Here is a 19,345-nt window from a genome sequence, read left to right on the forward strand (position 1 = left end):
ACTCGTGATCGCCGGGAATTCTCACTCCGCCTCCGGCGCCTCGCGGGTGGCCAGCAGCCGGCGCAGCGAGTACAGCCGGGCCGGGTCGGCGTGGCCGTCGGCGACCCAGGCGTCCAGCGCGCAGTCCGGTTCGTCGTGCGAGCAGGCGCGCGGGCAGTCGGCGGTGCCGGGCTCCAGGTCGGGGAAGGCGTGGATGACCCGGGACGGGTCGATGTGGGACAGGCCGAAGGAGCGGAAGCCGGGGGTGTCGATCACCCAGCCCGGGTCCAGGGCCTTCTTCGAGCCCGGCTTGGCGCCGGGCGGCGGGGGCAGCCGCAGGGCCAGCGCGGAGACGGTGGTGTGCCGGCCCCGGCCGGTGACCGCGTTGACGTGGCCGGTGCTGCGCTGCCGCTCCGGGACGAGCGCGTTGACCAGGGTGGTCTTGCCGACGCCGGAGTGCCCGATGAACACCGTGGTGCGCCCGCGCAGGTGCGCCCGCACCGCCTCCGCGCCGACCGTCTCCAACTCGTCGGCCCGGGTCACCACGTAGTCGATGCCCAGCGGCGCGTACGACTCCAGCAGTTCGTCGGCCGGGGCCAGGTCCGACTTGGTGAGCACCAGCAGCGGCTCCATCCCGGCATCGTACGCGGCGACCAGGCAGCGGTCGATCAGCCGGGGGCGCGGCTCCGGGTTGGCCAGCGCGGTGACGATGGCCATCTGCTGGGCGTTGGCGACCACGATCCGCTCGTACGGGTCGTCGTCGTCCGCGGTGCGGCGCAGCACCGAGCTGCGCTCCTCGACCCGGACGATCCGGGCCAGCGTGTCCGGCTCGCCGGACAGGTCGCCGACCACGCTGACGGTGTCGCCGACCACGACGCCCTTGCGGCCCAGCTCGCGGGCCTTCATGGCGGTGACCAGGCGCTCGTCCCTCGTGCCGCCGTCGACCAGGCAGGTCATCCGGCCCCGGTCCACGGTCAGGATCATCGCCTCGGCGGCGTCCTCGTGCTTGGGCCGGGTGCGGGTGCGGGGGCGGGAGCCCCGGCGGCCCGGGCGGCTGCGGATGTCGTCCTCGTCGGCGTCCTTGCCGTAGCGGCGCATGCTCGTGATCCCCCGTCAGCCCTGGCCGAGGAGGTCGGCCCACATCTGCGGGAAGTCCGGCAGCGTCTTGGCCGTGGTCGCCACGTTCTCCACCAGCACGCCCTCGACGGCCAGGCCCAGGACGGCGGCGGCGGTGGCCAGCCGGTGGTCCTCGTAGGTGTGGAAGACGCCGCCGTGCAGCGGGCGGGGCCGGATCCGCAGGCCGTCCTCGGTCTCCGAGACGTCGCCGCCCAGCCCGTTGACCTCCTTGGCCAGCGCGGCCAGCCGGTCGGTCTCGTGCAGCCGCAGGTGGGAGATGCCGTACAGGTGCGACTCGGAGTCGGCCAGCGCCGCCACCGCGGCGATCACCGGGGTCAGCTCGCCCACGTCGTGCAGGTCGGCCTCGATCCCGTGGATCTTGCCGGTGCCGGTGAACTCCAGCCCGTCGTCGGTGAACCGGCAGCTGCCGCCCATCGCGGTGTAGATCTCGCGCAGCTGGTCGCCCGGCTGGTAGGTGTGCCGGGGCCAGTCCCGGACGGTAACCCGGCCGCCGGTGGCCAGCGCCGCCGCGAAGAACGGGGCCGCGTTCGACAGGTCCGGCTCGACCACCAGGTCGCGGCCGATCAGCGCGCCCGGGGTCACCCGCCAGACGTCCTTCTCGCCGCCGTCCTCCGGCGCGTCGACCTGGCCGCCGGCCTTGCGGATCATGTCCACGGTCATCCGGATGTGCGGCAGCGAGGGCACCGTCCCGCCGGTGTTGCGGATCTCCACGCCGTTGTTGAAGCGGGCGCCGGAGAGCAGCAGCGCCGAGATGAACTGCGAGGAGGACGAGGCGTCCACCTCCACCGGACCGCCGTCCAGCGCGCCCGCGCCGTGCACGGTCAGCGGGAAGCCGCCGCGCCCGCCGTCCTCGATCCGGGCGCCCAGCGCGCGCAGCGCGTCGATCACGCCGCGCTGCGGGCGCTCGCGGCTGCGCGGGTCGCCGTCGAAGTGCACCGGGCCGTCCGCCAGGGCGGCCAGCGGCGGCAGGAAGCGCATCACCGTCCCGGCGTTGCCCACGTCCACCCGGGCCGGGCCGCGCAGCCGCTCGGCCGGGATCACCCGCCACGCCTCGCCGCCGCCGGTGCCGCCGGACGCCGCGTTCACCGTCTCCTCGACCGTCACGCCCAGCGCCCGCAGGCCGTCCGCCATCAGCTGCGAGTCGCGGCTGCGCAGCGGGCGGCGCACCCAGCCCGGGCCGTCGGCGAGGGCGGCCAGCACCAGCGCGCGGTTGGTCGCGGACTTCGAGCCGGGGATGGTCACGGCCGCGTCCACGGCGGCGGTGGCGACGGGGGCGGGCCACAGGGAGTCGGTCATGGCGCCAGTCTATGAGGCGCGGCGCTCCTACCGGGGCAGCAGCCAGGCCGCTCCGAGCCCCAGGCAGACCAGCGCCACCGCCAGGAACGCCAGCAGCCACAGCGCCCCCGGCACGCCCGTCAGCCGCGCCAACTGGTCGGCGTCCGAGCCGGGCGCGCCGCCGCGCCGCCGCCGGGCCGCCCACAGCTCCAGCATCGGACGCACCCCCGCCAGCAGCAGGAACCACACCCCCAGGTAGGCGAACGCCCCCTGCCATTCGGCCGTCCCGTACCAGGACACCGCGACGAACGCCCCGCCGGTCGCCAGCACCGCCGCCACCCCGAACAGGTTGCGCAGCGCCGGCAGCATCACCGCCAGCAGCGCGGTGCCGATCCACAGCAGCGCGGTGATCCGCCCCGCCGCGAGCAGCGCCGCCCCGCCCAGGCCCAGCAGCGAGGGCGCCGGGTAGCCCGCCGCGGCGGTCAGCACCATGCCCGGGCCGGTCGGCCGCCCGGAGGAGACCGTCAGCCCCGAGGTGTCCGAGTGCAGCCGGATGCCCGACAGCCGGCGCCGGGTCAGCAGCGCCGTCAGCCCGTGCCCGCCCTCGTGCGCGATCGTCACCACGGTGCGGGCCCGCAGCCACACCGGGCGCACCGCCACCGCCAGCAGCGCCACCGCCGCCGTGCCCCACACCAGCCAGGGCGGCGGGTCCGGCTGCACGCTCGTCACCCGGTCCCACAGTCGCGCGAAGTCCATCGCCGCCGGCCTCCGATCACCGTCGCTCCCCCTGCCCGGGGCGGGCAGCCTCCCACGGGAGGACGGGTCCCCGGTAGCCGCCGGTTCTCCCGGACGGCCCCGCCCGCCCGGCCCGCTCTGGCAAGCTGGACGCCATGTGCGGACGCTTCGCCTCCTCCACCGACCCCGCCGAACTGGTCCGGCTGTTCGACGTCCGGCAGTGGGACCCGACCGAGACGATCGCGCCCAGCTGGAACGTCGCCCCCACCGCGAAGGCCTACGCCGTCCTCGACCGGGCCCCGCGCGGCCGGGGCCGCCCGGTGCGCCAACTGCACGCGCTGCGCTGGGGCCTGGTGCCCGGTTGGGCGAGCAGCCCCGACACCGCGGTCAAGATGATCAACGCCCGGGCGGAGACCGTCCACGAGAAGCCCGCCTACCGGCAGGCGTACGCCTCCCGGCGCTGCCTGATACCCGTCGACGGCTACTACGAGTGGCAGACCGCCCCCACCGACGACCTCGCCCGCCCGCCCCGCCGCCCCTACTTCGTGCACCGCGCCGACGGCACCCCGCTCGCCCTGGCCGGGCTGTACGAGTTCTGGCGCGACCGCGAACGCCCCGGCGACCACCCCGACGCCTGGCTGGTCACCTGCACCATCGTCACCACCGCCGCCGAACCGCTGCTCGCCCCCGTCCACGAGCGGATGCCGCTCTACCTCGGCCCCGACCGCTGGGACGCCTGGCTCGACCCGCACGCCGAGACCGCCGACCTCACCCCGCCACCGCCCGGCGACCTGCGCATCCACGCCGTCCCCGACGAGGTCGGCCGGATCCGCAACAACCACCCCGGCCTGACCCGGCCGCGCACCGAGGACGACCGCACCACGCTGTTCTGAGCGGCCCGCGCCCGGGGAGGGGCGGGGGAGCGGACGGATACGCTCGGGGCCGTGCAGCGCATCATCGACACCCCCGCCGGGGACGCCAGGCTCCACTACCACCGCGCCGCCCGCCCGCGCGCCGTGCTGCTGCTCGGCCACGGCGCGGGCGGCGGCGTCGAGGCCCCCGACCTGCGGGCCCTCGCGGCGGCGCTGCCGGCCGCCGGCGTCACCGTGGTGCTGGCCGAGCAGCCCTGGCGGGTGGCCGGCCGCAGGCTCGCCCCCGCCCCGGCCGCGCTCGACGCGGGCTGGCCCGCGCAGTTCGCCGCCGCGGCCGAGGAGGGCCTGCCGGTGTACGCGGGCGGCCGCAGCGCCGGCGCCCGGGTCGCCTGCCGGACCTCCGCCGCGCTGGGCGCGGCGGGCGTCCTCGCGCTGGCCTTCCCGCTGCACCCGCCCGGCAGGCCGGAGCGGAGCCGGGCGGACGAACTGCTCACCACCGGCCTGCCCACCCTGGTCCTCCAGGGCGGCGCCGACGCCTTCGGCACCCCGGACGAGTTCCCCGCCCTGCCCGCCACCCACCGCCTGGCCGGGGTCCCGCACGCCTCGCACGCCTTCAGGACCCCGAAGAAGGCCCCGCTGACCCAGGACGAGGCCCTGGAACTGATCACCGGCACGGCCGCCGACTGGCTCCGGCAGCCCTGACCCCCGCCGCCCGCCGCCTCCGGGCCCCGGCGGGCGGAGCGGGCGGTGTGATCGTCCTCATGCCGCGTCCCCCACGGCCGCGGTTCCGTGCCCGCCGGGGAAGGGGGAGCGGCGCCCGGCGGCCGGAGCGGGTCGGCAAGGCCACGGCTCCGGCAGTCGGTTGTGCCGTCCGGGAATGCCCGGGTGGCGGACGGGGTTGCACGAGGCGTCAGAACATGCCCCCGGTGGAAAGGCAGCGTCCATGGGTTCGATCGCGTGCCGCGAGCGGCCGGAAGAGCGGGCCGCGCAGTCTGCGCTCCTGCCGGACTGGTCGGAGTGGGTTGTCGCGGGCGAGAAGCCGGTCAGCCCGATATCCTCGCTTGCGGGTCGGCCCGAGGTGGGCCGTGTGCGGGTTTCCGAGGAGGTGGGTCCAGTCGTCGGGACCGATGACGCGGCCGTGTCGGGCGCTGCCGGCGCCGACCAGGGCCGTCCGGAGGGCGAACAGCTCACCGGCGACGAACTGGCCGAGGCGATCGGCGAGGACACCTTCCGGGTGTCCGAGAACGAGAGCGAGGAGGCCAGGCGCGAGCGCTTCGAGCGTGACGCGCTCGGCTACCTGGACCCGATGTACTCGGCGGCGCTGCGGATGACCCGCAACCCCGCCGACGCGGAGGACCTGCTCCAGGAGGCGTTCGCCAAGGCGTACGCGTCGTTCCACCAGTTCCGCGAGGGCACCAACCTCAAGGCCTGGCTGTACCGCATCCTCACCAACACGTTCATCAACTCGTACCGCAAGAAGCAGCGCGAACCCCAGCGCACCGCGGCCGAGGAGATCGAGGACTGGCAGCTGGCGCGCGCCGAGTCGCACATGTCGACCGGCCTGCGGTCGGCCGAGGCGCAGGCGCTCGACCACCTGCCGGACAGCGACGTGAAGGACGCGCTCCAGGCCATCCCGGAGGAATTCCGGATCGCGGTGTACCTCGCGGACGTCGAGGGCTTTGCGTACAAGGAGATCGCGGACATCATGGGTACACCCATCGGTACGGTGATGTCCCGACTGCACCGTGGCCGCCGCCAGTTGCGCGGCATGCTGGAGGACTACGCCCGCGAGCGGGGGCTGGTCCCGGCCGGTACCGGTGCAGGGCAGGAAGCGAAGGGCGCGGGCTCATGAGCTGCGGAGATCCGCACGAGACCGAGTGCGGTGAGGTGCTCGACCACCTCTACGAGTTCCTCGACAACGAGATGGCCGAGGGCGACTGCGCCAAGCTGCGGGTGCACTTCGACGAGTGCTCGCCGTGCTTGGAGAAGTACGGCCTGGAGCAGGCGATCAAGGCACTGATCAAGCGCTCCTGCGGGTGCGACGACACCCCGGCCGACCTGCGGGCCAAGGTGCTGGCCCGGATCGACTCGATCCGCACCCAGCGCTCGGGAGAGGTCGACACCTCGGTGATCGAGGTGTCCTCGGTGAGCGTCGAGGTGACGGTCGACGGGACGGCCGGGCACGGCTCGGCGGTGGCGACCGCCGAGTAGCGCTCACTCGATCGGGTGAGCCGGTGCCGCTCCGGCTGCGGCGATGCGCGATCGTGCGCCCCGTCCGTGCGGGCGGGCCCTATTCTCTGACGAGTCCTCACGTCGGAGGGCCCGGTACGGGCGGGGGAGGCCGAGATCGCCAGCGGAAGCGAACGCCAGCGGAGCGCCGCCACCCTGCCGGGGCCGGCCGCGGGCTACCTGGCCGCCGTCCTGGCGGCCGCGTTCGCGGTGCTGCTGCCGCTGGCCACCGTCGGCCCCGGGCTGGACTGGCCCCGGATCGGCCTGCTCGCCCTGCTGCACCTCTGCCTGGAGTCGCTGGCGCAGGGCGCCCGCACCCCGTGCGCCCGGCTCTGGCGCCGGCTGCGCGGCCGCCCCGCCGACGAGGCCCCGGCCGACCCGCGGGGCAGCGGCTTCTTCCCGGTGCTGTTCGCGGGCGTGCTGATGCTGCCGCCCGCCGCCGCCGCCCTGGTCGCCCTGCCCGGCGCGCTGCTCGGACCCGCCGTCCCGCCGCGCGGCCTGCGCCGGGTGTGGAACGCCGCCCAACTGGCCCTGGCCGCCGCTGCCGCCGCCGAGGTGTTCCGACTGCTGGGCGGGGCCCGGCTGCTGCTCGGCACCCGCTTCCCCGGGGCCGCGCTCGGCGCGCTGGCCGCGATCCTGACGTTCTGCCTGGTCAACGGCGTGCTGGTGACCGGCATGGTCCGGCTGACCTGCGGCTCGGCCGGCCCCGGCGCGGCCCGCGCGCTGCGCCGGGCCGCCCCCGCCGCGCTGCTGCACGGCGCGGGCGGGCTGATGGTCGCGGTGCTCTGGCAGGGCCCGTACGGGGCGTTCGCCGCCGTGCTCGGGCTGCTGCCGCTGACCATCACCGCCTGGCTGTCCGCGCAGGGCCACCGCGAGCGGGCCGCGCACCGGGCCACCGTGCAGGCCCTGGTGCAGGCCGTGGAGATCAAGGACTCCTACACCCGCGGCCACAGCGAACGGGTCGGCCGGGCCTCGGTGCTGATCGCCCGCCAGCTCGGCCTGGCCGAGGACCGGGTGCGCACCCTGCACTTCGCCGGCACGCTGCACGACGTCGGCAAGCTCGCCGTGGCCACCGAGCTGCTGCGCCGCAACGGGCCGCTGACCGACGCCGAGCGGCGCGCCGTCGAGGTGCACCCGGTGTTCGGGCACGAGCTGGTGCGGCAGCTGGACTTCCTCGGCGAGGGCCGCGACGGCATCCTGCACCACCACGAGCGGATGGACGGCCGCGGCTACCCGCACGGGCTGACCGGGGACCGCATCCCGGAGTTCGCCCGGATCATCTCGGTCGCCGACGCCTTCGACTCGATGACCTCCACCCGCTCCTACCGGCGCGGCCGCCCCGTCCCGGAGGCGGTCGTCGAACTGGAGCGGTGCGCCGGCAGCCAGTTCGACCCGGTGATGGTCTCGGCGCTGGTCGAGGCCGTCGCTGAGCACGGCTGGCAGCCCGAACCGCCGCCGCCCGGCGGCTGGGACGGCGAGGTGCCGGACATCCCGCTCGGCGTGCCCGAGCCGGCCCGGCTGCCGCAGCAGTCCGGCACCGGCCTGCCGACCGGGGGAGCGGCGTGACCACCCGCCGCCCGGCCCCGGCCGACCTGCTGCTCGCCGCCTCCGCCGCGCTCGCCGCCGCCGCCGTGCTGCACGCGCTGGCCGACGGCGTCGCCCAGGGCCGGGTCGCACTGGCCTTCACGGTGCTGATCGGCCTCGGCCAGTGCGCCGGGCCCGCGCTGCCCGGCGACCGCGAACCCGCGCCCGTCGCCACCGCCGTCGCCCTCGCGTACGCGCTGCTCGGGCCGCTGCACGGGCTGCCCACCACGCACGGGGTGCTGCAGGTCGCGGGCGTCACCGCGGCCGGCACCCTGCTCGGGCTGGGCGCCCAGCTCGGCGGGCAGGCCGCGCTGGCCGCCGCCCGGCACCGGCCGCGCACCCCGCCCGCCGGGCCGGACGCCGCCGCCCGCCGGCTGGTCACCGTCGCGTTCGCCGCGCTGCTGTTCCAGCCGCTGTACAACACCGGCCTCACCGACCGGCTGCCCGGCCCCGCGTACGGGGCGCTGCTGGCGGGCGTGGCCGCGCTGGCCGCGCTCGGCGACGCGGTGCTGGCCGCCGCCCAGCAGGCCGCCCGCACCGGGCTGCGGTACGCCGCCGCGCTGGAGGACCAGCTGCACGCGCTGCTCGGCATCGGCTCCGCGCAGGTCGCCACCGGGCTGCTGCTGAGCCTGCTCGCCGGGGAGGCCGGGCTGTGGGCGCTGCCGGTCTTCTGCCTGCCGCTGATCCTCGCCCAGACCTCGTTCCGGCGGGCCGTCGCGGTGCGGGCCACCACCGGGCAGACCATCGAGACGCTGGCCCGGGCCACCGAGATCGCCGGGTACACCACCCCGGGGCACGCCCGCCGGGTCGCCGACACGGCGTGCGCGCTGGGGCGCGAACTCGGGCTCGGCAGCCGGGAGCTGACGCTGCTGGAGTACGCCGCGCTGATGCACGACATCGGGCAGCTGTCGCTGGTCGAACCCGTCCCGGGCGGGGCCACCGCGCTGCTGCCCGACGGCGAGCAGCAGCGCATCGCCCGGCTCGGCAGCGAGGTGATCCAGCGCACCGGGGTGCCCCGGCAGGTGTGGCAGCAGGTCGCCCGGCTGGCCGACCCGTGCCGGCTGGCCGACGGCCGGCACGACCCCACCCTGCCGCTGGCCTCCCGGATCATCCGGGTCGCCAACGCCCACGACGACCTGCGCACCGCCGCCGCCGACCGCCCCCGCGGCGGCCTGCTCGACCCGCTGGAGCACCTGCGGCTGGAAGCCGGGCCCGGCTACGACCCGGTGGTGCTGGACGCGCTGGCCCGGCTCGGCCGCCGCGGCCACCGCGCCGCCCGCGGTCCGGACCGCCGCTGCCGCCCGGCGGCCTGAATGGCCGCGCGGGGCGCGCGGCCGGGGGCGGGCGTGGTTGGATGCGGTCGTGGCGGGAAGACCCGGAGGCGGGGCGACCCGGTGACGACCGACGGCAAGGGACCAACGTGAGGATCTTCCACCGCGCACGGCACCGTCCGTCGGCGACCTGGCGGCAGACCACCGACCGTGCGTTCACCCTGATCGGCGACGGCCGCTACGAGGACGCCGGGGCGCTGCTGGTGATGGCGGCGGACCTGGAACCGTGGCTGTCGGACTCCTGGTTCAACCTGGCCCTGCTGCACAAGTTCCGCCGGGACTGGGAGCAGGCCCGCTCGGCCGGCCTGCGCGCCGTCGCCCTGCTCGACCGCCAGCACGGCGCCCCGGACTGGTGGAACCTCGGCATCACCGCCACCGCCCTCCAGGACTGGCCGCTGGCCCGCCGGGCCTGGCAGGCGTACGGGCTGCGGCTGCCCGGCGGGCCCGCCCTGGACGGGCCGATCGAGCTGGACCTGGGCACCACCCCGGTGCGGCTGTCCCCGGACGGCGAGTCCGAGGTGGTCTGGGGCCGGCGGCTGGACCCGGCCCGGATCGAGGTGCTGTCCATCCCGCTGCCGTCCTCCGGCCGCCGCTGGGGCGAGGTGGTGCTGCACGACGGCGCCCCGCACGGCGAGCGGGTCGCCGACGGCGTCGCCTACCCGGTCTTCGACGAGATCGAGCTGTGGGCGCCGTCCCCGGTGCCGACCTGGGTGGTGCTGCTCCAGGCCGCCACCGCCGCCGACCGGGACGCGCTGGAGAAGACGGTGGCCGACGCCGGGTACGCCGCCGAGGACTGGACCTCCTCGGTGCGGCTGCTGTGCCGCACCTGCTCGGAGTCCCGGATGGCCATCGACGACGGCCACACCGCCCACCACGACCCGCACGACGACGGCGACCCGCTGCACCCCGGCCACCTCAGCCACCTCAGCCAGGGCGCGGCCGGCGGCCCCTGGCAGGTCGAGCGCGAGTGCGGGATCGCCGCGCCCGCCGGCCTGGTCCGCTCCCTGCTGGAGCGCTGGGCCGCCGCCTCCCCCGTCACCCGCGCCTACCGGGACCTCGAAGAGGTCTGCTGAACCCTGCCGCGCCCCGGGGGCCGGGAGGCGACCCCGCCCCGGACCGCGCCCCGTACCCTGGACCGGTACACCAGGCGGATGCGGACGAAAGCGGAACCGAGCGATGGCCGAGCACCACGACCACGAGCACGAGCACGGACACGACCACGCGCACGAGGACACCGAGCCCCCGCGGGTGGTGGGCGAGGAACCCGACCTGACGAAGGGCACCGCCCGCCCGATCACCGTGGTCGGCAACCCGGTGCTGCACCGCGAGGTCAGGACCGTCACCGCCTTCGACGGCGAACTCTCCGCGCTGATCGACGACATGTTCCAGTCCATGTACGCGGCGGAGGGCGTCGGCCTGGCCGCCAACCAGATCGGCGTCGACCTGAAGGTCTTCGTCTACGACTGCCCCGACGACGAGGGCGTCCGGCACGTCGGCCACGTGGTCAACCCGGTCCTGGAGGAGCTGCCGGCCGGCCGCCGGGTGCTGGACGACGGCCAGGAGGGCTGCCTGTCCGTCCCCACCGCCTACCAGGAGCTGGCCCGCCCCGACCACGCGGCCGTCACCGGCCAGGACAAGGACGGCAACCCGGTCCGGGTCGAGGGCACCGGCTTCTTCGCCCGCTGCCTCCAGCACGAGACCGACCACCTGTACGGCTACCTGTACATCGACCGCCTCTCCAAGCGCGACCGCAAGGACGCGCTGCGGCAGATGGCCGAGGGCACCCCCAAGTACGCCACCGTCCCGAACGACTGACGCCGCGGCGGGCACGCGCGGAGGGCCGCACCCCCGGGGGTGCGGCCCTCGTCGTCGGTGGCGGGGCGGCCTAGAAGTCGTCGTCGAAGGAGACCGAGCCCTCGACGGCCACCTGGTAGGCGGAGACCCGGCGTTCGAAGAAGTTGGTGAGCTCCTGGACGTTCTGGAGCTCCATGAATCCGAACGGGTTGGTGGAGCCGTAGCGGATCGGCAGGCCGAGGCGGGCCAGGCGCTGGTCGGCGACGGCCTGGAGGTACTCGCGCATCGACTCGGTGTTCATGCCGGGCAGGCCCTCGCCGCACAGGTCGCGGGCGAACTGGAGCTCGGCCTCGACGGCCTCCTCCAGCATCTCGGTGACCTGCTGCGCCATCTTGTCGTCGAAGAGGTCGGGCTCCTCCTCGCGGACGGTGTCGACCACCGACATCGCGAAGTCCATGTGCATCGACTCGTCGCGGAAGACCCAGTTGGTGCCGGTGGCCAGGCCGTGCAGCAGGCCGCGGCTGCGGAACCAGTACACGTAGGCGAAGGCGCCGTAGAAGAACAGGCCCTCGACGCAGGCCGCGAAGCAGATCAGGTTGAGCAGGAAGGCCCGGCGGTCGTCCTTGGACTGCAACGAATCGATGTGGTCGACCGCGTTCATGTACGTGAAGCAGAACTGGGCCTTCTGCGCGATGGAGGGGATGTTCTCCACCGCCGCGAAGGCCGCGTTGCGGTCCTCCGGGTCGGGCAGGTAGGTGTCCAGCAGCGTCAGGTAGAACTGGACGTGCACGGCCTCCTCGAACAGCTGCCGCGACAGGTAGAGCCGGGCCTCGGGGGAGTTGATGTGCTTGTAGAGGCTCAGCACCACGTTGTTGGAGACGATCGAGTCGCCGGTGGCGAAGAACGCGACCAGCCGGCCGATCATGTGCCGCTCGCCCTCGGAGAGCTTGGCGAGGTCGGCGACGTCGGAGTGCAGGTCCACCTCCTCCACGGTCCAGGTGTTCTTGATCGCGTCCCGGTACCGGTCGTAGAACGACGGGTAGCGCATCGGACGCAGCGTCAGCTCGAAGCCCGGGTCGAGCAGCATCTTCTTCTGGTCTTCGGTGCTCACTGGCAGGCCTCGCAGGACTCGGGGTTCTCCAGCGAGCAGGCGATGGCGTCCTGTTCGGCCTGGGAGAGGGCGGGGGTCTGCACCGGCACGGGGGCGGCGGTGCGGGCGGCGCCGGACGCGGCCTGGGCGATCCGGGTGGCCGGGCGCGAGCGCAGGTAGTAGGTGGTCTTCAGACCGACCTTCCAGGCGTAGGAGTACATCGAGGAGAGCTTGCCGATGGTCGGCGCGGCCATGAACAGGTTCAGCGACTGGCTCTGGTCGATGTACGGCTGCCGGGCGGCGGCCAGGTCGATCAGCGCGCGCTGCGGCAGCTCCCACGCCGTGCGGTACAGCGAACGGACCTCCTGCGGCAGCCAGTTGAACTCCTGGATGGAGCCGTTGGCGTCGCGCAGCGCGTCCCGGGTCTGCTGGTCCCAGACGCCCAGCTCCTTGAGCTCGCGCACCAGGTACGGGTTGACCTGGAGGAACTCGCCGGACAGCGTCTCGCGCTTGAACAGGTTGGAGACCTGCGGCTCGATGCACTCGTACACGCCGGCGATGGACGCGATGGTCGCGGTCGGGGCGATCGCCAGCAGCAGCGAGTTGCGCAGGCCGACCTCGGCGATCCGGGCGCGCAGCGCCTCCCAGCGCCCGGTCCACTGCGGGTTCGCGCCGCCGAAGTGGTCGACGTGCAGCTGGCCGCGGGCGGCGCGGGTCTCGCCGTACGCCTCGTGGCGGCCGAACTTCTCGGCCAGGTCGGCGGAGCGCTCGTACGCGGTGAGCATGACGCGCTCGGCGATCAGGGTGGAGAGGGTCTTCGCCTCGGCGGAGTCGAAGTCGATCCGCAGCTGGAAGAAGACGTCCTGGAGGCCCATCACGCCCAGGCCGACCGGCCGCCAGCGGGAGTTGGACGTCCCGGCCTCGGTGGTCGGGTAGAAGTTGATGTCGATCACGCGGTCGAGGAAGGTCACCGCGGTGCGGACGGTGGCGTCCAGCCGGTCCCAGTCCATCGCGCTCGCGAGGTCGGCGGCGGTGGCGCCGGGGGCGACGTGCGCGCCCAGGTTGACCGAGCCGAGGTTGCAGACCGCGGTCTCGGAGTCGTCGGTGACCTCCAGGATCTCGGTGCACAGGTTCGAGGAGTGCACCGTGCGGCCGGGCAGCGCGGTCTGGTTGGCGGCCCGGTTGGAGGCGTCCTTGAAGGTCATCCAGCCGTTGCCGGTCTGCGCCAGGGTGCGCATCATCCGGGCGTACAGGGTCTGCGCGGGGATGGTGCGCACGGCCTTGCCGGCCAGCTCGGCCTTGACGTACGCCTCGTCGAACTCGGCGCCCCACAGGTCGACCAGCTCCGGCACGTCGGCCGGGGAGAACAGCGACCAGTCGGCGTCGGCGTTGACCCGGCGCATGAACTCGTCCGGGATCCAGTGCGCCAGGTTCAGGTTGTGGGTGCGCCGGGCCTCCTCGCCGGTGTTGTCGCGGAGCTCCAGGAACTCCTCGATGTCGGCGTGCCAGGTCTCCAGGTACACGCAGGCCGCGCCCTTGCGCCGGCCGCCCTGGTTGACCGCCGCCACGGAGGAGTCCAGGGTGCGCAGGAACGGCACGATGCCGTTGGACTGGCCGTTGGTGCCGCGGATCAGCGAGCCGCGCGAGCGGATGCGCGAGTAGGACAGGCCGATGCCGCCGGCGTGCTTGGAGAGCCGGGCGATCTGCGCGTACCGGTTGTAGATCGAGTCCAGGTTGTCCAGCGGCGAGTCCAGCAGGTAGCAGGAGGACATCTGCGGGTGCCGGGTGCCGGAGTTGAACAGCGTCGGGGAGCTGGTCAGGTACTCCAGCCGGCTCATCAGGGTGTACAGCTCGGCGACCTCGCGCACCGACTCCTCGGTGGTGCCGACCGCCAGGCCCGCCGCCACCCGCAGCAGGAAGTGCTGCGGGGTCTCGACCACCTTGCGGGTGATCGGGTGGCGCAGCAGGTAGCGGGACTGGACGGTGCGCAGGCCGAAGTACTCGAAGCGGTCGTCGCCCGCCTCGTCGACCAGCGAGTCGAACAGGCCGGCGTGCTCGGCCACGAACGCGGCGGTGGCGTCGCCGATCAGGCCCTCGGCGTGGCCCGCGGCCACCGAGGAGGAGAACGAGGTGACGCCCTGGGTGGCGGCCTCGTCGCGGATCTCCAGCGCCAGCAGGCGGGCGGCCAGCTTCGAGTACTGCGGGTCCTCGGCGATCATCGACGCGGCGGCCTCCACGGCCAGCCCGCGCAGCTCGGCGAAGTCCGAGCCGGCGTGGCGGCCGCGCAGCGCGGCGGCGGCGACGTGGCCGGGGTCCACCTGGGGGAGGTCGGTGCTGCGGTCGGTGAGCAGCCGGAGCAGCGCCGCACCGGGATCGGTGAAGGCGTCGGCGGATCCCTGGGACGGCAGGGTGACTGAGGCGGCGACGGTCAAGGCGCACTCTCTCCTGTGGCGGCGGACGTGGCTCGGGTTGTCCGGCACCGCACGCGGCCAGGGGAGGGCGGCACGGAGGAACGGGAACGCGTTCCGGCGCGCGAAGACCACCCCCGGTCCGCCCGCGAGACCGGACGGCAAAGCTGTGCTGCATGGCGTCTGCGGGGATGCCGTGTCGCACACCGTCGGCAGGTCCTCGGACTGCGCGGGCGTCGCAGCAACCCGCTCACCGTTGCGGGGCAGTCCCGGATTCGCACCGGATTCCCCTGCGTCGACAGCGAGAGTGAGCATACATGTTGTGGTGGCTGGAACTGGAAGCACCAGATGTAGTAGCGCGTGTCGCGTCGGCGGTGCCGCGCGTAGACAACGAAACCGTCCGCGAACCGTCCACGAACCGTCCGCGAACCGCGCACCGCCCGCCCGTGGAACCGCCCGCGGAACCGCCCGTGGAACCGCCCGCGGACGGCTTCGGGGCCCGGCCCGGGCCCCGGGCCCGCGCTCAGAACCGCGTCGTGTAGACCCACAGGTCCGTGCCGGGCGCCGCCGACCAGTCCCGCGCGGGGCTGCGGACGAAGCCCAGCGCGTCGTAGATCCGGTGCGCGGCGGTCATCGCCGGCCGGGTGGAGAACGCCATCCCGGCCAGCCCCAGTTCCCGGCTGCGGGCGATCGAGGCCCGCACCAGGGCCCGGCCGACGCCGCGCCCGCGGGCCGCCGCGCCGACCGCGAGCATCCGGATCTCGCCCTCGTCGGGGTGCGCGACGTCCGCCCACGCGGTGCCGCCGGGCGCGAAGGTCACGCAGCCGAGCACCGCCCCGCCGCCGTCGACGGCGACCAGGAGTTCGGCCTCCCGGCTGCGGCGGGCGGCGTCGCGGAGGAGTGCGGCGTACGGGGAGTCGGGGCGGGTGTGGCCGTCGCCGACGAAGGCTTCGACGCTGACCTCCCCGGCTCCGGCGAGGTCGCGGTCGAGGGCGCGGCGGACGGTCGGGGAGCGCATCCGGACAGTGTGCCGGACGGCCGGCGGCGCGGGTCGGCCAGGTCCGGGTCGAACGGGTAGCCGCCCGGCCGGTGCACGTCGTCGCGGCCGTGCCGGCCGTTGCGGTCCAGGTCGCGGCCGACCAGGACGCCGAGGAGTCCGAAACTGCCGAGGAGGCCCAGCAGGGCGAGTGCGGTGGTCATGCCTCCACTGTCCGCGCCCGGCCGCGGCCGGACGAGTGGCAGGAACGCACCATTGCCACGAAATCCTGCCACTGCCATGCTGGCGGGATGCGGAAGCTGGAGAACGTCGCCGTCGTGGTGCTGGAGGAGGTCCACCCCTTCGAACTGGGGGTGGCCTGCGAGGTGTTCGGCCTGGACCGGAGCGAGAGCGGCCTGCCGGTCTACGACTTCGCCCTGGCCGGCGACCGCCCCGGCCCGATGCGCACCCACTCCGGCTTCACCGTCGACGTCCCGCACGGCCCCGAACGGATCGCCGAGGCCGACCTGGTGATCGCCACCGCCACCGGCATCCGCGCGCACTACCCCGAGGAGGTCTGCGCGGCGCTGCGGGCCGCCCACGACCGCGGCGCCCACCTGCTGTCGATCTGCTCCGGCAGCTTCCTGCTCGGCGCGGCCGGCCTGCTCGACGGCCGCCGCTGCACCACCCACTGGCGCTACGCCGACCTGATGGCCGAGCGCTTCCCGCTGACCACCGTCGAACCCGGCGTGCTGTACGTGGACGACCACCCGGTGATCACCTCGGCCGGCACCGCCGCGGGCATCGACGCCTGCCTGCACCTGGTCCGCAAGGTGCAGGGCGCCGAGGTGGCCCGGGCGATCGCCCGCCGGATGGTGGTCGCCCCGCACCGGGACGGCGGCCAGGCCCAGTTCATCAGCCGGCCGGTGCCCGAGGGCGGCGGCGAGTCGCTGGCCGGGGTGCTGGAGTGGATGCGCCGCCACCTCGACCGGGAGACCGGCGTCGACCAGCTCGCCCGGCTCGCCCACATGTCGCCGCGCACCTTCGCCCGCCGCTTCCGGGAGGAGACCGGCACCACCCCGCACCGCTGGCTGACCGGCCAGCGGGTGCTGCTCGCGCAGCACCTGCTGGAGTCCACCGGCGAGAGCGTGGACGCCATCGCCACCCGCTGCGGCTTCGGCAACGCCGCCACCCTGCGGCACCACTTCGGCCGCCGCCTCGGCACCACCCCGCAGGCCTACCGCCGGGCCTTCGGCGGCCCGCGCCGCACCGCCGGGCCGCAGTACCAGGACGCCTGACCGGGGCGCGGCGGGGGAGCCGGAACGCGGGACGGGACGGGGTCGGGCTCCCGTGACGCCGGGCGGCGGCGGCAGGGCGCCCGGGCCCGGGGTGGCGGCGGGGGCCGCGGTCAGGTCGAGAGGTGGTCGGTGCGGTTCCAGCCGGCCGGGCGCAGCCGTCCCCCCTCGGACCGCCACGTGCTGGTCGAGCAGTTCGCCACCGGGGGCAGCGCCAGCAGCTCCCGCTCGGTCGGCCGGTCCAGGACGTGGCGCAGCATCAGCACCGTGCAGTCGTGCGCCACCACCAGCACCGGCCGGCCGGCCTCCTCCGCGCACAGGTCGCGCAGCAGGTCGCGGACCCGCAGGGCCACGTCCAGCCAGGACTCGCCGCCCGGCGGGCGGTAGTACAGCTCGCCCATCCGCCGCCGCCGGGCCGCCTCCGCGGGGTGGTCGCGTTCGATCGCGGCCTTGGTGAGCATCTCCAGCACGCCCAGCTCGCGGTCCCGCAGCCGCTCGTCGTAACGCACCGCCAGCCCCACCTGGACGGCTCCCAGCCCGGACGCCTGGGCCAGCGCGATCCGGGCGGTCTCGGCGGTGCGCACGTACGGGGAGCACCACACCGAGCGCGGCCGGTCGGCGGGCGGCAGTTCGGCCCACCAGCGGCCCAGGTCGCGGGCCTGGTCCTGGCCGTGCAGGGAGAGCGGGATGTCGGCGTCCCGGCAGGTGATCGGGACGGAGAGCGCGCCGCTGGCGTCCGCGTGCCGGAACTCCACGTTGGCGGTGGACTCGCCGTGCCGGGTGGCGACCAGGACCGAGGGCAGTCTCGGTCCGGCGTCCGGCGGCTGCGCCTCCGGACGGTGCCCGTTGCGTACCGTGGTGAGGTCGGTCATGGCGGTGGCTCCCCGTGGTCGGTGGCGCGGACGGGTGGACCCGTCCCCCGGTCCCTCCGGGGAGCGGGCGGTCATCACAGATGGTCGCGCCGTCACCCCAGTGTCGATCGGGGGGACGGCGCGACCACAGGGCGCATGGCGCGGCTATGCGCGCCCCCGGTGCGTCAGTGCGCCACCGCGGGCTGTGGAGCGTGCTCCACGGCCTCGTCGCCGGACTCCGCGGAGTAGTCCGCCTTCGAGGTCTCGTCGGCCCCCTCCGGGGCCTTCAGGGCCCGCAGCACCAGCGTCAGGACCACGGCCACCGCCAGGTTCAGCACGAACGCGGTCAGGCCGATGTAGCCGGTCTGCCCGATCCCGGGGATGTTCGAGCTGCTGCCGCCGAAGTGCTTGGTGGCCGGGGAGGAGATCCCCCAGGCCAGCCAGGTGCCGTACACCATGCCGACCGCCCAGCCCGCCAGCAGCGCCCAGCGGTGGAACCACCGGGTGAACAGGCCCGCCACCAGCGCCACCGCGGTCTGCAGGATCCACAGGCCGCCCAGCAGCTGGAAGTTGATCGCCACCTGCTTGTCCATCAGCAGCACGAACACCAGCGCGCCGACCTTCACCAGCAGCGAGGCGATCTTCGCCACCCGGGTCTCCTCGGCCGGCGTCGCGTCCGGCTTCAGGAACTCCTTGTAGACGTTCCGGGTGAACAGGTTCGCCGCCGCGATCGACATGATCGCCGCCGGCACCAGCGCGCCGATCCCGATCGCCGCGAACGCCACCCCGGTGAACCAGGACGGGAACATGTCCGCGAACAGCTGCGGCACCGCCAGCTGGCTGTTGTAGCCCTTCACGCCCTTGCCCACCCCGGCCGCGATCGCCAGGAAGCCCAGCAGCGCCAGCAGGCCCAGCATCAGCGAGTACGCCGGCATGATCGCCATGTTCCGGCGCACCGTGTTGCGCGACTTCGAGGCCAGCACGCCGGTCACCGAGTGCGGGTACATGAACAGCGCCAGCGCCGAACCGAACGCCAGCGTCGCGTACGCCCACTGCCCCGACGGGCCGACCACCAGCGCCCCGCTCGGCTTCCCGTTCGCCCCGGGCGTGGCGAACTTGTGCTGCGCCGCGTCGAACACGTGCCCATAGCCGCCCAGCCGCATCGGGATGTAGACCACCGCCACGATGATCACGATGTAGACCAGCGCGTCCTTGACGAACGCGATCAGCGCCGGCGCCCGCAGGCCCGAGGAGTACGTGTACGCGGCCAGCACGCCGAACGCGATGAACAGCGGCAGGTCCTTCAGGAACCAGTTGCCGCTGCCGCCCACGCCCAGCACGTCCAGCACCGCCTGGATGCCGACCAGCTGCAGCGCCACGTACGGCATGGTCGCCAGGATGCCGGTCAGCGCCACCGCCACCGACAGCCCGCGCGAGCCGTACCGGCCGCGCACGAAGTCCGCCGGCGTCACGTACCCGTGCACCCGCGACACCGACCACAGCCGGGGCAGGAACAGGAACACCAGCGGGTACGCGATGATCGTGTACGGCACCGCGAAGAAGCCCGCGGCACCGGCCGCGTAGATCGCCGCCGGCACCGCGATGAACGTGTACGCGGTGTACAGGTCGCCGCCCAGCAGGAACCAGGTGATCCAGGTGCCGAAGCTCCGGCCGCCCAGCCCCCACTCGTGCAGGTGCGCGGCGTCCGCGGCGCGCCGCCAGCGGGAGGCCAGGAAGCCCATCACCGTCACCGCGGCGAAGAACAGCAGGAAGACCGTCATCGCGGTCC

17 protein-coding genes and 1 riboswitch are annotated in these 19,345 nt (G+C 74.6%); of the genes, 9 read left to right on the top strand and 8 right to left on the bottom strand.

Going from position 1 to position 19,345, the window contains the following annotated elements; genetic code table 11:
* Window positions 1-21: 21 nt before the first annotated feature.
* Genes rsgA through K353_RS15495 form a run of 3 tightly spaced genes read right to left on the bottom strand, consistent with a single transcriptional unit; the run spans window position 22 to window position 3,147 of the window.
* A complete protein-coding gene (rsgA, locus tag K353_RS15485; protein ID WP_111554178.1) occupies window positions 22-1,077 on the bottom strand; it encodes a ribosome small subunit-dependent GTPase A in 1,056 nt (351 codons plus the stop codon).
* A gap of 15 nt (window positions 1,078-1,092) precedes the next feature.
* Window positions 1,093-2,412: a 3-phosphoshikimate 1-carboxyvinyltransferase gene (aroA, locus tag K353_RS15490; protein WP_111554179.1), complete on the bottom strand. Its 1,320-nt coding sequence runs from the start codon at window positions 2,410-2,412 to the stop codon at window positions 1,093-1,095.
* Window positions 2,413-2,439: 27 nt separating this feature from the next.
* The gene (locus tag K353_RS15495; RefSeq protein WP_111554180.1) at window positions 2,440-3,147 is read right to left on the bottom strand and encodes a M50 family metallopeptidase; all 708 of its coding nucleotides are present in this window, start codon (window positions 3,145-3,147) and stop codon (window positions 2,440-2,442) included.
* Window positions 3,148-3,281: 134 nt separating this feature from the next.
* Here K353_RS15495 and K353_RS15500 point away from each other — a divergent pair, with 134 nt between their 5' ends.
* The 8 genes from K353_RS15500 to def all read left to right on the top strand — a co-directional run bounded on the left by K353_RS15500 (window position 3,282) and on the right by def (window position 10,957).
* The gene (locus K353_RS15500; protein WP_111554181.1) at window positions 3,282-4,019 is read left to right on the top strand and encodes an SOS response-associated peptidase; all 738 of its coding nucleotides are present in this window, start codon (window positions 3,282-3,284) and stop codon (window positions 4,017-4,019) included.
* 51 nt (window positions 4,020-4,070) lie between these two features.
* Complete coding sequence (locus tag K353_RS15505; protein WP_111554182.1) at window positions 4,071-4,700, top strand: alpha/beta family hydrolase; 630 nt, start codon at window positions 4,071-4,073, stop codon at window positions 4,698-4,700.
* Between the two features lie 436 nt (window positions 4,701-5,136).
* A complete protein-coding gene (locus K353_RS36555) occupies window positions 5,137-5,850 on the top strand; it encodes a sigma-70 family RNA polymerase sigma factor (RefSeq protein WP_100836424.1) in 714 nt (237 codons plus the stop codon).
* Window positions 5,847-6,209 (top strand): mycothiol system anti-sigma-R factor, encoded by a 363-nt coding sequence (gene rsrA / locus K353_RS15515; RefSeq protein WP_111554183.1) that lies wholly within the window; start codon window positions 5,847-5,849, stop codon window positions 6,207-6,209. Before K353_RS36555 ends, rsrA begins: the two co-directional genes overlap by 4 nt.
* 228 nt (window positions 6,210-6,437) lie before the next feature.
* Window positions 6,438-7,793, top strand: a complete 1,356-nt coding sequence (locus tag K353_RS15520; RefSeq protein ID WP_233533606.1) for an HD-GYP domain-containing protein — start codon at window positions 6,438-6,440, stop codon at window positions 7,791-7,793.
* Window positions 7,790-9,124 carry an HD-GYP domain-containing protein gene (locus K353_RS15525; protein ID WP_111554185.1) on the top strand — a complete coding sequence of 445 codons (1,335 nt, stop codon included), beginning with the start codon at window positions 7,790-7,792 and terminating at the stop codon, window positions 9,122-9,124. Before K353_RS15520 ends, K353_RS15525 begins: the two co-directional genes overlap by 4 nt.
* Before the next feature lie 107 nt (window positions 9,125-9,231).
* Window positions 9,232-10,215, top strand: coding sequence for a hypothetical protein (locus K353_RS15530; protein ID WP_100836420.1), 984 nt, complete (start codon window positions 9,232-9,234; stop codon window positions 10,213-10,215).
* A 103-nt stretch (window positions 10,216-10,318) separates the two neighbouring features.
* Window positions 10,319-10,957, top strand: coding sequence for a peptide deformylase (gene def, locus K353_RS15535; protein WP_111554186.1), 639 nt, complete (start codon window positions 10,319-10,321; stop codon window positions 10,955-10,957).
* Window positions 10,958-11,027: 70 nt separating this feature from the next.
* On the opposite strand, the gene K353_RS15540 is transcribed toward def, so the two are convergent.
* The 3 genes from K353_RS15540 to K353_RS15550 form a co-directional block, all read right to left on the bottom strand.
* A complete protein-coding gene (locus tag K353_RS15540; protein WP_111554291.1) occupies window positions 11,028-12,023 on the bottom strand; it encodes a ribonucleotide-diphosphate reductase subunit beta in 996 nt (331 codons plus the stop codon).
* Window positions 12,024-12,043: 20 nt separating this feature from the next.
* A complete protein-coding gene (locus K353_RS15545) occupies window positions 12,044-14,458 on the bottom strand; it encodes a ribonucleoside-diphosphate reductase subunit alpha (RefSeq protein WP_111554187.1) in 2,415 nt (804 codons plus the stop codon).
* A 169-nt stretch (window positions 14,459-14,627) separates the two neighbouring features.
* Window positions 14,628-14,766: riboswitch (cobalamin riboswitch) on the bottom strand.
* A gap of 191 nt (window positions 14,767-14,957) precedes the next feature.
* The gene (locus tag K353_RS15550; RefSeq protein ID WP_111554188.1) at window positions 14,958-15,452 is read right to left on the bottom strand and encodes a GNAT family N-acetyltransferase; all 495 of its coding nucleotides are present in this window, start codon (window positions 15,450-15,452) and stop codon (window positions 14,958-14,960) included.
* A 269-nt stretch (window positions 15,453-15,721) separates the two neighbouring features.
* Here K353_RS15550 and K353_RS15555 point away from each other — a divergent pair, with 269 nt between their 5' ends.
* Window positions 15,722-16,708, top strand: coding sequence for a helix-turn-helix domain-containing protein (locus K353_RS15555; RefSeq protein ID WP_111554189.1), 987 nt, complete (start codon window positions 15,722-15,724; stop codon window positions 16,706-16,708).
* 110 nt (window positions 16,709-16,818) lie between these two features.
* Here K353_RS15555 and K353_RS15560 read toward each other — a convergent pair whose 3' ends face one another.
* The gene (locus K353_RS15560; RefSeq protein ID WP_111554190.1) at window positions 16,819-17,577 is read right to left on the bottom strand and encodes a histidine phosphatase family protein; all 759 of its coding nucleotides are present in this window, start codon (window positions 17,575-17,577) and stop codon (window positions 16,819-16,821) included.
* A 164-nt stretch (window positions 17,578-17,741) separates the two neighbouring features.
* Window positions 17,742-19,337, bottom strand: coding sequence for a monocarboxylate uptake permease MctP (mctP, locus tag K353_RS15565; protein ID WP_146616477.1), 1,596 nt, complete (start codon window positions 19,335-19,337; stop codon window positions 17,742-17,744).
* Between the last annotated feature and the right edge of the window lie 8 nt (window positions 19,338-19,345).

This window comes from Kitasatospora sp. SolWspMP-SS2h, assembly GCF_003259315.1.
In the GTDB taxonomy this organism is placed as follows: domain Bacteria; phylum Actinomycetota; class Actinomycetes; order Streptomycetales; family Streptomycetaceae; genus Kitasatospora; species Kitasatospora fiedleri.

Coding starts and splice junctions, on each gene's coding strand:
- rsgA (WP_111554178.1), bottom strand. CDS start 1,077: ATGCGCCGCTACGGCAAGGACGCCGACGAGGACGACATCCGCAGCCGC.
- aroA (WP_111554179.1), bottom strand. CDS start 2,412: ATGACCGACTCCCTGTGGCCCGCCCCCGTCGCCACCGCCGCCGTGGAC.
- K353_RS15495 (WP_111554180.1), bottom strand. CDS start 3,147: ATGGACTTCGCGCGACTGTGGGACCGGGTGACGAGCGTGCAGCCGGAC.
- K353_RS15500 (WP_111554181.1), top strand. CDS start 3,282: ATGTGCGGACGCTTCGCCTCCTCCACCGACCCCGCCGAACTGGTCCGG.
- rsrA (WP_111554183.1), top strand. CDS start 5,847: ATGAGCTGCGGAGATCCGCACGAGACCGAGTGCGGTGAGGTGCTCGAC.
- def (WP_111554186.1), top strand. CDS start 10,319: ATGGCCGAGCACCACGACCACGAGCACGAGCACGGACACGACCACGCG.
- K353_RS15540 (WP_111554291.1), bottom strand. CDS start 12,023: ATGCTGCTCGACCCGGGCTTCGAGCTGACGCTGCGTCCGATGCGCTAC.
- K353_RS15550 (WP_111554188.1), bottom strand. CDS start 15,452: ATGCGCTCCCCGACCGTCCGCCGCGCCCTCGACCGCGACCTCGCCGGA.
- K353_RS15555 (WP_111554189.1), top strand. CDS start 15,722: ATGCGGAAGCTGGAGAACGTCGCCGTCGTGGTGCTGGAGGAGGTCCAC.
- K353_RS15560 (WP_111554190.1), bottom strand. CDS start 17,577: ATGACCGACCTCACCACGGTACGCAACGGGCACCGTCCGGAGGCGCAG.
- mctP (WP_146616477.1), bottom strand. CDS start 19,337: ATGACGGTCTTCCTGCTGTTCTTCGCCGCGGTGACGGTGATGGGCTTC.